This is a genomic window from Streptomyces sp. iso_384 (assembly GCF_056172905.1).
The window spans coordinates 3090613-3101523 of sequence record NZ_JBWBTT010000001.1; the positions used below are offsets into that span (position 1 = coordinate 3090613).

The window sequence follows — 10911 nt, forward strand, 5'->3', positions numbered from 1 at the left end:
ACAGCCGTGTAAACATCCGGTGTTCAAATTTTCATAGTGTTTCGGTGGTCATTGCGTTAGGGAAACGCCCGGTTACATTCCGAACCCGGAAGCTAAGCCTTTCAGCGCCGATGGTACTGCAGGGGGGACCCTGTGGGAGAGTAGGACGCCGCCGAACAATTTTTCCGGGAAAGCCCCGTGCCTTGTGGCACGGGGCTTTTCTGCGTTTCGGGGCCTTTGAGCTCTGCAGACCGTCTTCGCCGCACCCCCGTGCACCGAACGGAGGAAGCTGAGGGTAGGGTCAGGGGGCATCATTGGCACGTTCTTCACAGGAGGCCCCCGGGTGGAGGTCCAGGAGACTCGGGTCCAGACGGACCGGGTCCTCACCATCCCCAACATCCTCAGCATGGCTCGCCTTGTCGGGGTACCGCTCTTCCTGTGGCTGATTCTCCGCCCCGTGTTCGGTGGGCCCAACAGTGACAACTGGGCGCTGCTGGTGCTGATGCTCAGCGGCATCAGCGACTACCTGGACGGGAAGCTCGCCCGCAAGTGGAACCAGATCAGCAGCCTCGGCCGGCTCCTGGACCCGGCGGCGGACCGCCTCTACATCCTTTCCACCCTGGTCGGCCTCACCTGGCGTGAGATCCTGCCCCTCTGGGTCACCGCGGCGCTTCTCGCCCGTGAGCTGATGCTTCTCGTGATGGTGGCCGTTCTGCGACGCCACGGCTACCCGCCCCCGCAGGTCAACTTCCTCGGGAAAGCTGCAACCTTCAACCTGATGTATGCGTTCCCCTTGTTGCTGCTCAGCGACGGGAGTGGTTGGCTGGCCACACTGGCCGCCGTTTTCGGATGGGCGTTCGCAGGATGGGGTACAACGCTCTACTGGTGGGCAGGGATCCTCTATGTGGTTCAGGTCCGCCGGCTCGTGAAGGCGGACGCAGTAGCCGATTGAGCTCGTTGATGCGGTGCCGCGCAATGTGGCCGGCCCGCGGCATATGGCGTGAATGATGCCCCGGCGGGCGAAGTCGGCTAACCGTCGTCTCTTCTAGGAGGACGTTTCCGACATGAAGGCCGTCGTGATGGCTGGCGGCGAAGGCACACGTCTTCGCCCCATGACCTCGAGCATGCCCAAGCCGCTCCTGCCCGTGGCCAACAGGCCGATCATGGAGCACGTGCTGCGGCTGCTCAAGCGGCATGGGCTCAGCGAAACCGTAGTGACCGTCCAGTTCCTCGCCTCCCTCGTCAAGAATTACTTCGGGGACGGCGAGGAGCTCGGGATGGAGCTCACCTATGCCAACGAGGAGAAGCCACTCGGCACCGCGGGCAGCGTGAAGAACGCCGAGGAGGCGTTGAAGGACGACACGTTTCTCGTCATTTCCGGTGACGCGCTCACCGACTTCGACCTCACCGACCTCATCGCGTTCCACAAGGAAAAGGGCGGCCTTGTCACGGTCTGCCTCACCCGGGTTCCCAACCCGCTGGAATTCGGCATCACCATCGTGGACGAGAACGGTCAGGTCGAGCGGTTCCTGGAGAAGCCGACCTGGGGGCAGGTCTTCTCGGACACCGTCAACACGGGTATCTATGTCATGGAGCCCGAGGTCTTCGACTATGTCCAGGCCGACACCTCGGTCGACTGGTCCGGTGATGTCTTCCCTCAGCTGATGAAGGAGGGCAAGCCCATCTACGGCTATATCGCCGAGGGCTACTGGGAGGACGTCGGCACCCACGAGAGCTATGTGAAGGCCCAGGCGGACGTCCTGGAGCGCAAGGTCGACGTGGAACTCGACGGTTTCGAGATCTCGCCCGGCGTATGGGTCGCCGAGGGTGCGGAGGTCCACCCAGACGCCGTACTGCGCGGGCCGCTCTACATCGGCGACTACGCCAAGGTCGAGGCCGACGTCGAGATCCGGGAACATACGGTCGTCGGGTCGAACGTCGTCGTCAAGACCGGTGCCTTTCTTCACAAGGCCGTGGTCCACGACAACGTCTACATCGGCCAGCACAGCAATCTCCGGGGCTGCGTGGTCGGCAAGAACACCGACATCATGCGTGCCGCCCGGATCGAGGACGGCGCCGTCATCGGGGACGAATGCCTGGTCGGCGAGGAGTCGATCATCCAGGGCAACGTGCGGGTGTATCCGTTCAAGACCATCGAGGCCGGCGCGTTCGTCAACACCTCGGTCATCTGGGAATCCCGTGGACAGGCGCACCTCTTCGGAGCGCGCGGGGTCTCCGGGATCCTGAACGTCGAGATCACCCCCGAACTGGCCGTACGGCTGGCCGGCGCCTACGCCACGACCCTCAAGAAGGGCTCGACGGTCACGACCGCCCGTGACCACTCCCGAGGGGCCCGCGCCCTCAAGCGAGCCGTCATCTCGGCCCTGCAGGCCAGCGCCATCGACGTGCGGGACCTCGAGAACGTACCGCTGCCCGTGGCACGCCAGCAGACCGCCCGGGGCAGCGCCGGCGGCATCATGATCCGTACGTCGCCCGGGGTGCCCGACTCCGTGGACATCATGTTCATCGACGAACGGGGCGCGGACCTCTCGCAGGCGCAGCAGCGCAAGCTCGACCGGGTCTACGCCCGCCAGGAGTACCGCAGGGCGTTCCCCGGCGAGATCGGGGACCTGCACTTCCCGTCCAGCGTGTTCGACTCGTACACCGGCTCCCTCCTGCGGAACGTCGACGTCGAGGGCATCGCCGAATCCGGGCTCAAGGTCGTCGTCGACGCCTCCAACGGCAGTGCCGGGCTCGTTCTGCCCAGCCTGCTAGGCAGGCTCGGCGTGGACGCGCTGACGATCAACCCCGGGCTCGACGAGTCGCGGCCCACCGAGTCCGCCGACACCCGTCGGGCCGGTCTGGTGCGGCTCGGGGAGATCGTGTCCTCCGCGCGGGCCGCCTTCGGGGTGCGGTTCGACCCGGTGGGCGAGCGGCTCTCCCTTGTCGACGAACTGGGCCGGATCATCGAGGACGACCGGGCCCTGCTGGTCCTCCTCGATCTCGTCGCCGCCGAGCGGCGCAGCGGCCGGGTCGCCCTGCCCGTGACGACCACGCGCGTCGCCGAGCAGGTGGCGGCCTACCACGGCACCCAGGTGGAGTGGACGACCACCTCGCCCGACGATCTGACCCGGGTGGGCCGTGAAGAGGACACCATCTTCGGAGGAGACGGGCGCGGAGGGTTCATCGTTCCCGAATTCAGCAGTGTCTTCGACGGGAGCGCCGCCTTCGTCCGGCTGATCGGGCTCGTCGCGCGCACCCAGCTCACCCTGAGCCAGATCGACGCCCGCATTCCCCGGGCGCATGTCCTGCGCCGCGACCTGGCGACGCCCTGGGCCGTCAAGGGGCTCGTCATGCGGCGGGTCGTCGAGGCGGCCGGTGACCGCAGCGTGGACACCACGGACGGGGTCCGGGTGGTCGAGGCCGACGGGCGGTGGATCATGGTCCTGCCCGACCGGGCGGAGGCCGTCACCCATCTGTGGGCGGAAGGCCCGGACGACGCCTCCGCCCAGGCGCTGCTCGACGAGTGGGCCGCGGTGGTGGACAGCGCGGGCGACTGAGGCCCGGACCCGCACGGTGCGCCGCGACGTCCCGGACAGGGGGTTGTGGCGCACCGGTGGGGCCATTCGGCGGCAGCCGTGATGACGTGCGACGATGTGCGGCATGTCGCAGCAGTCCCCCGATCGGAGCACCGCCTCGCCGCCCGCACGCCCCGACGCCTCCATGTCGCTGCTGAACAACGTGATGGACCACAGCCTCGACGACGGTTACGCGGAGGCCTCGGCGCGGCGCAAGGCCGACGGGAGTGCGGGGCTGCCCCGTACGCTCAAGTCGAAGCTCGGCCTGGCCGCCGGACTGGTGGTGGCCGCCCTCGTGGTCACCCTCGGCGCCGCCGAGGCGCGGATCGCGGCGCCGGTCGTGGCCAAGGAGCGCGAAGAGCTGATCGACCGGATCAACGCGGAGACACAGGCCGCGGACACGCTGGAGTCGAGTGTCGACGCGCTCCGCTCCGATGTGAGCGAACGTCAGCGCAAGGCCCTGGAACAGCACGGCGGGGACCAGGGCGAGCTGGTGGCCCTGCTGGCCGGAGCGACTCCGGTGGAGGGCCCCGGGGTGAAGCTGGTCGTGGACGACGCGAAGAACACCGACCAGGGCGGCGGCGGGCCGCGCGAGTCGTCGGGCTTCGCCGACACCGGGCGGGTACGCGACCGGGACATGCAGCGGGTCGTCAACGGCCTCTGGGAATCCGGGGCCGAGGCCATCGCCATCAATGGGCAAAGGTTGACGGCACTGTCGGCCATCCGGGCCGCCGGCGACGCCATACTGGTCGACAACAGGCCGCTCGTACCGCCGTACACGGTGCTCGCGGTGGGGGACGGGAAGAAGCTCGCGACCGCCTTCCGGGACAGCGCCGACGGCCAGTACCTGCAGGCGCTCAAGGAGAGCTTCGACATCCGCACCAGCATCTCCGATCAGGCGAAGGTGCAGCTTCCGGCCGCGCCGAGCCTGATCGTCCGTACAGCAGAGCCGAAGGCCGCCGGCAGTGGTGCGGCAGACACAGGGAAGGGCACATCGTGATCGCCGTACTGGGCCTCGTCGTGGGAGTCGTGGTCGGACTGTTGGTCCGGCCCGAGGTACCGGCGGTGGTCGAGCCCTACCTGCCGATCGCGGTGGTCGCCGCGCTCGACGCCGTGTTCGGCGGTCTGCGGGCCATGCTCGACGGAATCTTCGTCGACAAGGTCTTCGTGGTCTCCTTCCTCTCCAATGTGGTGGTCGCCGCGCTGATCGTCTTCCTCGGCGACAAGCTGGGTGTCGGCGCTCAGCTCTCCACGGGTGTGGTGGTCGTGCTCGGCATCCGGATCTTCTCCAACGCCGCCGCGATCCGCCGGCACGTCTTCCGGGCTTGAGGCCGATGAACAACGACGAGAACCCCCGCAGCGAACAGCCCGAGGGCGGCGCGTCCGCCGTCCCGGACGCTCCCGCGCCGTCGCCCGCGGCCGAGGAGGTGTCCGGTCGCCAACGACTCAAGGCAGGGCTGTGGCCGCCCCGGCTGAGCCGGGCGCAACTCATCGTCGCCGTGCTGCTGTTCGGGCTCGGTCTGGGGCTCGCCATCCAGGTGCGGTCGACCAGCGACGACGGTGCGCTGCGAGGCGCCCGGCAGGAGGACCTGGTCCGCATCCTCGACGAGGTCGACGACCGGACCCAGCGGCTGGAGGACGAGAAGCAGCGCCTGGACGATCAGCGCACGGAGCTGGAGAACAGCTCCGACCAGGCCGAGGAGGCCCGGAAGCAGACGCTGGAGAAGGAACGGCAGCTCGGCATCCTCGCGGGCACCGTGGCGGCCAAGGGCCCCGGCATCACGTTGACGATCACCGACCCCTCGGGGGCGGTCGCGCCCGACATGCTGCTCGACGCCATCCAGGAACTGCGGGCGGCGGGCGCCGAGGCGATCGAGGTCAACGGGGTGCGGGTGGTGGCCAACACCTACTTCTCCGGTGAAGCGGGTGACGTCCGGGTGGACGGGAAGAAGATCGAAGCACCGTACGAGTTCACGGTGATCGGCAAGCCGCAGGATCTGGAGCCCGCCCTCAACATCCCCGGCGGTGTGGTCCAGACGCTGGAGAAGGAGCAGGCCACGGTGCTGGTGGAGCGGTCCGACGACATCGTCGTCGATGCCTTGCGACCGGCGCAGCGGCCTGACTACGCTCGGTCGTCGTCCCCGTGAGCCGGGCGAGCGTGAGGGCCGGTGGAGCGGGTCGGACGGTTGCGGGGGGTCGGCGCACCGGATTGGTGGTGCGTGGTGGAAACTGTCGGGTGGATACGGACGTTGTGAAGATGTCCGGGTCGGCAGGTGTGTTCATTCAGGGTTCGTCCTGCCCCACGGGCGGGTCTATGTCGGTCAAGGGGAATCGCCCGTGAAGTTGTTTGCGAAGTTGTTCGGGAAGAGTGCACGCGAGGACAGCAACAGTGCTGCCCGCCACCGCGCGCCGCGCCACGGTCAGGGCGAGGAGCAGGAGGCGGAGCGCCCGCTCTTCCGCGACGAGGTGTCCGGCGCCCCGGGTGGTGACGGCGTGTCGTCTGTTGACCCTGCCGGTGCCGGACGCATAGGTTTCGGCGAACCATCAGCCTCGAGTGCGGGTGGAGGGTTCACCCCGGAGGGCTCGTCGATGCCGGTCTGTACGAGGTGCGGTCACCGCAACGCGGAGGCCAGCAGGTTCTGTTCCAACTGCGGCGCGCCGCTGCGGGGCGGCGTTCCCGAGCGCCCCTCGGAGACGACGTCCACGATCTCCATCTCCGGTCTCGAGGCGTACGAGGCGGAGGCCACGGGCCAGACCGCGCTGCCCTCGCTCTCGCCGGAGGCCCAGGCCGCGGTCGACGCGCTGCCCGGAGGCTCGGCCCTACTGGTCGTGCGGCGCGGCCCGAATTCCGGCAGCCGCTTCCTGCTCGACAGCGACCTGACCACGGCCGGCCGTCACCCGCAGAGCGACATCTTTCTCGATGATGTGACCGTGTCGCGGCGTCATGTGGAGTTCCGCAGGAGCCCGGACGGTAGCTTCACCGTGGGCGATGTCGGCAGCCTCAATGGCACCTACGTCAACCGTGAGCGCATCGATTCGGTCCAGCTGTCCAACGGCGACGAAGTCCAGATCGGAAAGTACCGCCTGGTCTTCTATGCGAGCCCGCGGGGCGTGTGACCAGCCCCGGAATCCGTCCGGGGGGACCCCCAGGAAGGCCCATGCTGCGAACACCGACAGGCGGTGCCGGCCACGGCACCGCCACCGCGGAAGCGCGCCCGATGAGCATCGGAACGGTGCTCATCCAGCTGCGCGACGAGTTTCCCGAAGTCACCATCTCCAAGATCCGGTTCCTGGAGGCCGAGGGGCTCATCGAGCCGCAGCGCACGCCTTCCGGATACCGGAAGTTCGCTCCGCGTGATGTGGAGCGGCTGGCGCAGGTGCTCCGCATGCAGCGGGACCACTACCTGCCGCTGAAGGTCATCCGGGAGCACCTGGACGCACTGGCCCGGGGCGAGCAGCCCGTCCTGCCCACCCCCGGCGACCGGCGGGATCTCGCCGACGGGGTGTGGGAGGGCGGTCCCGGCGCGGCGACCGCCGCCCGGATCGGGCGGGCCGAGCTGCTCGCCGCGGCCGAGGTCGACGAGGACCGGCTGGCCGAATGGGAGTCCTACGGGCTCATCGTCCCGGCTCCCGAGGGCGGCTACGACGCCGAGATGGTGACCGTCGCCAAGCTGGTGGCGGATCTGGGGCGTTTCGGTCTGGAACCGCGGCATCTTCGCGCCATGCGGGCCTCCGCCGACCGGGAGGCGGGGCTGGTGGAGCAGCTGGTCGCGCCCCTGCGCCGGCACCGTAATCCGCAGACCAGAGCCCATGCCGGGGCCACCGCGAACGAGCTCGCCGAGCTGTCCGTACGGCTGCACGCGGCACTCGTGCAGAGCGCTCTGCGCAGCCGTCTGCACTGAGCTCGGCGGAGCCCGACTACCCAAACATGGCGAGCACGTCCTAGGGTTGCTGTGTGAACGAGCTCGACGTTGTCGGTGTCCGGGTGGAAATGCCCTCCAACCAACCGATCGTTCTCCTGCGTGAAGTGGGAGGCGACCGGTACCTCCCCATTTGGATCGGTCCTGGGGAGGCGACCGCGATCGCCTTCGCCCAGCAGGGCATGGCTCCGGCCAGGCCGCTGACCCATGACCTGTTCAAGGATGTGCTCGAGGCCGTGGGCCAGGAGCTCACCGAGGTCCGGATCACGGACCTACGCGAAGGGGTCTTCTACGCGGAGCTCGTCTTCGCCAGCGGAGTCGAGGTGAGCGCCCGGCCCTCCGACGCCATAGCGCTCGCCCTGCGGACCGGCACGCCGATCTACGGCAGTGACGGCGTGCTGGACGATGCGGGCATCGCGATCCCCGACGAGCAGGAGGACGAGGTGGAGAAGTTCCGCGAATTCCTCGACCAGATCTCTCCGGAGGACTTCGGTACGAACAGTCAGTGACCGTCCTGCGGGGGTGCCGTCAGCGCATCCGACAAGCCTTTCCCGAAAGCGAGACACGGGAAACCACCCTCAGGGTGATTATCACTCGGCGTGCCGAGTGTGGCGATCGTTGACGCACCCCGAGTGACTGCCTACCTTCGAGTGGGCAGGTCAAGGACGGAGGTCGGCGTGAGAAGCAGCGGCGACGGTACGGCGGCGGGTGGGCCGTATCCGCAGCACGGCAGTGGAGCCGACCACGCCATCAGGCAGCCGGTTCAACCGGCAGCGGTGGCAGCGGGCGGCGTGGCAGCGGCGAGCGATGCCGACGACATCGGCTATCGCGGACCTACGGCGTGCGCGGCGGCGGGGATCACCTACCGCCAGCTGGACTACTGGGCGCGTACGGGGCTGGTCGAGCCCAGTGTGCGCCCGGCCTACGGGTCGGGGACGCAGCGTCTCTACAGTTTCCGGGACGTGGTCCTCCTCAAGATCGTCAAGCGGTTCCTGGACACCGGGGTCGCTCTGCAGAACATCCGCACCACGGTCCAGCATCTGCGGGCCCGTGGCTTCCAGGACCTCGAACGCATGACGCTGATGAGCGACGGGGCCACGGTCTACGAATGCTCCTCGCCCGACGAGGTCGTCAGCCTGCTCCAGGGCGGGCAGGGGGTCTTCGGGATCGCCGTCGGCGTCGTCTGGCGGGATGTGGAGGCGGCGCTCTCGCAGCTGCACGGCGAGCGGGTCGACACCGGCGAGACGCTCGTCGGCCACAACCCCGCGGACGAGCTGGCACGGCGGCGTAACCGGGCCGGCTGAGCACCGGTCGACGATCGGGACGACCGACAGCACGCAACGGGACGGTCCGGCGCTCGCAGGAGCGGCGGACCGTCCCGTTGTCAGTGCCGTAGGGCAGCATCGACGGTGTGAGACCCGCGCCCACCATCCTCCACCTGGACATGGACGCCTTCTACGCGTCGGCGGAGCAGGCGGCCAAGCCGAGCCTGCGCGGCAAGGCGGTCGTGGTGGGCGGCCTCGGCCCGCGCGGGGTGGTCGCCACCGCTTCGTACGAGGCCCGGCGCCTGGGTGTGCACTCGGCGATGCCCACCGCGCAGGCCCGGCGGCTCGCACCGAACGCGGCCTACCTGATGCCCCGCTTCTCGCTGTACCGGACCGTGAGCGACCAGGTGATGGAGCTGCTCGGGCGGCTGTCGCCCCTGGTGGAGCCGCTCAGCCTGGACGAGGCCTTCGTGGACCTGGAGGCCGGTGGCACCGCTGACGACACGGCGTCGGCCCGGGTGACGGGGGAGGGGCTTCGGGCGGCCATCCGGGCGGTGACCGGGCTCAGCGGATCGGTCGGACTGGCCGGTTCCAAGATGCTCGCCAAGATCGCCTCCGAGGAGGCCAAGCCCGACGGGCTGCTCGTCATCGAACCGGGCACCGAACGCGAGCTGCTCGCCCCGATGTCCGTCCGCATCCTGCCGGGGGTCGGACCGGCCACCGGGGACCATCTCAGACGCGCGGGCATGACCACCGTCCGCGACCTGGCCGAGGCGGGCGAGGCGGAGCTCGTACGGCTGGTCGGCAAGGCTCACGGCCACGGGCTCTACCGGATGGCGCTGGGGCTCGACGAGCGGCCGGTGGTCGCCGAGCGGGACGCCAAGTCCGTATCGGTGGAGGACACCTTCGACGTGGACCTGCACGACCGGGTGCGGGTGCGCGCCGAGGTGGAGCGGCTGGCCGTCCGGTGCGTGGAACGGCTCCGCGCCGCCGACCGCTCGGGCCGCACGGTGGTGCTGAAGGTGCGCCGCTACGACTTCTCCACGCTGACCCGCTCCGAGACCCTCAGAGGCCCCACGGACGACCCCACGGTGGTCCGTGAGGCGGCGGGGCGGCTGCTGGAGTCGGTCGACACCACGGGAGGCGTACGGCTGCTCGGGGTCGGCGTCACGGGGCTCGCCGACTACACCCAGGAGGACCTGTTCGCCCAGGCCGCCGACGCCCGGGAGCTCGCGCAGCGGGCCGAGGAGCACCGGGCTCCGGCCGAGAAGGACGGCGGCGAGGAGACCGCCCCGGAGCCCGAGCCGGACAGCGCTGAGCTGCTCGCCGCCCGGCGCTGGCCCGCCGGACACGATGTGCGCCACGAGGAGCACGGCCACGGCTGGGTGCAGGGCAGCGGCGTCGGCCGGGTCACCGTCCGGTTCGAGGAACCATGGAGCGCCCCCGGCCGGGTGCTCACGTTCCGCGTCGATGATCCGCAGCTGCGGCCCGCCGATCCGCTGCCGCTCGTCCGCGAGCCGGCCGACTACTCCTCCTGGCCGGCCAGCCTGCCGAAGTCCCGGTCGGACGCCGGATCCGCCGCGTCCTCCGGGGGCGGGGAGTCCAGCCCGTAGTGCCGGTAGAGCTGCAGTTCCTGCTCGGGCGAGAGGTGCCGTCCGACGCCGAAGTCCGGCGCGCCCTTGATCAACGCTCGGTCGAACGGGACGCGGAGCGCGTCGTCGACGAACTCGCTCGGTTCCAGCGGGACGAAGGCGTCCCTGCTGAACAGGCCGGTACGGACGGCCGCCCACTCGGGCACGCCCGTCGCATCGTCGAGATAGACCTCATCCACCGTTCCGATCTTGGCGCCCTTGCGATCGAATGCCTTGCGGCCGATCAGGCGGCGCGGATCGATATCGGTCTCCACGGTGCCTCCCACTGGTCGCAACTGCTCAGGGTGGACTCTGTCGCTCCACCAGGACCACACAAGTGCAGATCCGTGGTGTCGGCCACTCGAGAGCTCCGGCGCGGAGCCCGCTGGTAGGCTGGCAGTGGCTGCTGACCCCGTGCGGGAGAGTCCTCCGGTGCAGAATCCGGAGGCGCCGAAGGAGCAAATCCTCCCCGGAATCTCTCAGGCCCCCGTACCGCACGGTTGAGGTCACTCTGGAAAGCAGGGCGGTTCCGTGTGGG

Annotated in this window: 11 protein-coding genes, 1 rRNA gene and 1 riboswitch; of the genes, 11 read left to right on the top strand and 1 reads right to left on the bottom strand. The window is 69.3% G+C overall.

The genetic code is table 11. The features are described from left to right. Positions 1–40 precede the first annotated feature (40 nt). From rrf to AC0VY3_RS13760, 11 genes are all read left to right on the top strand, one after another. Positions 41–157 (top strand): 5S ribosomal RNA (gene rrf / locus AC0VY3_RS13710). Between the two features lie 165 nt (positions 158–322). Continuing rightward, a complete protein-coding gene (gene clsA / locus AC0VY3_RS13715; RefSeq protein WP_030081108.1) occupies positions 323–931 on the top strand; it encodes a cardiolipin synthase ClsA in 609 nt (202 codons plus the stop codon). A 112-nt stretch (positions 932–1043) separates the two neighbouring features. Then, complete coding sequence (locus AC0VY3_RS13720) at positions 1044–3539, top strand: mannose-1-phosphate guanyltransferase (RefSeq protein ID WP_103512178.1); 2496 nt, start codon at positions 1044–1046, stop codon at positions 3537–3539. A 103-nt stretch (positions 3540–3642) separates the two neighbouring features. After that, entirely contained in the window at positions 3643–4557 is a 915-nt protein-coding gene (locus AC0VY3_RS13725; protein WP_030623760.1) for a DUF881 domain-containing protein, read from the top strand. Beyond that, complete coding sequence (locus tag AC0VY3_RS13730) at positions 4554–4886, top strand: small basic family protein (RefSeq protein ID WP_003970459.1); 333 nt, start codon at positions 4554–4556, stop codon at positions 4884–4886. Before AC0VY3_RS13725 ends, AC0VY3_RS13730 begins: the two co-directional genes overlap by 4 nt. A 5-nt stretch (positions 4887–4891) precedes the next feature. Beyond that, entirely contained in the window at positions 4892–5704 is an 813-nt protein-coding gene (locus AC0VY3_RS13735) for a DUF881 domain-containing protein (RefSeq protein WP_103512177.1), read from the top strand. Between the two features lie 190 nt (positions 5705–5894). Further along, positions 5895–6674, top strand: a complete 780-nt coding sequence (locus AC0VY3_RS13740) for an FHA domain-containing protein (protein WP_078611144.1) — start codon at positions 5895–5897, stop codon at positions 6672–6674. 41 nt (positions 6675–6715) lie between these two features. Next, a complete protein-coding gene (ftsR, locus tag AC0VY3_RS13745) occupies positions 6716–7459 on the top strand; it encodes a transcriptional regulator FtsR (RefSeq protein ID WP_475549675.1) in 744 nt (247 codons plus the stop codon). Between the two features lie 53 nt (positions 7460–7512). Beyond that, positions 7513–7986, top strand: coding sequence for a bifunctional nuclease family protein (locus AC0VY3_RS13750; RefSeq protein WP_006123076.1), 474 nt, complete (start codon positions 7513–7515; stop codon positions 7984–7986). Between the two features lie 168 nt (positions 7987–8154). After that, positions 8155–8781 (top strand): MerR family transcriptional regulator, encoded by a 627-nt coding sequence (locus AC0VY3_RS13755; protein ID WP_030081121.1) that lies wholly within the window; start codon positions 8155–8157, stop codon positions 8779–8781. Positions 8782–8888: 107 nt separating this feature from the next. Then, positions 8889–10355, top strand: a complete 1467-nt coding sequence (locus tag AC0VY3_RS13760; protein WP_475549676.1) for a DNA polymerase IV — start codon at positions 8889–8891, stop codon at positions 10353–10355. Here AC0VY3_RS13760 and AC0VY3_RS13765 read toward each other — a convergent pair. Next, the gene (locus tag AC0VY3_RS13765) at positions 10268–10648 is read right to left on the bottom strand and encodes a PRC-barrel domain-containing protein (RefSeq protein WP_086778760.1); all 381 of its coding nucleotides are present in this window, start codon (positions 10646–10648) and stop codon (positions 10268–10270) included. The two genes, AC0VY3_RS13760 and AC0VY3_RS13765, sit on opposite strands and share 88 nt — an antisense overlap. A 132-nt stretch (positions 10649–10780) precedes the next feature. After that, a riboswitch (glycine riboswitch) is annotated at positions 10781–10878 on the top strand. Positions 10879–10911: the final 33 nt, after the last annotated feature.

Bases quoted from the DNA above. Each gene is read 5' to 3' on its own strand.
- AC0VY3_RS13720 (WP_103512178.1), top strand. From the start codon at position 1,044: ATGAAGGCCGTCGTGATGGCTGGCGGCGAAGGCACACGTCTTCGCCCC.
- AC0VY3_RS13725 (WP_030623760.1), top strand. From the start codon at position 3,643: ATGTCGCAGCAGTCCCCCGATCGGAGCACCGCCTCGCCGCCCGCACGC.
- AC0VY3_RS13735 (WP_103512177.1), top strand. From the start codon at position 4,892: ATGAACAACGACGAGAACCCCCGCAGCGAACAGCCCGAGGGCGGCGCG.
- ftsR (WP_475549675.1), top strand. From the start codon at position 6,716: ATGCTGCGAACACCGACAGGCGGTGCCGGCCACGGCACCGCCACCGCG.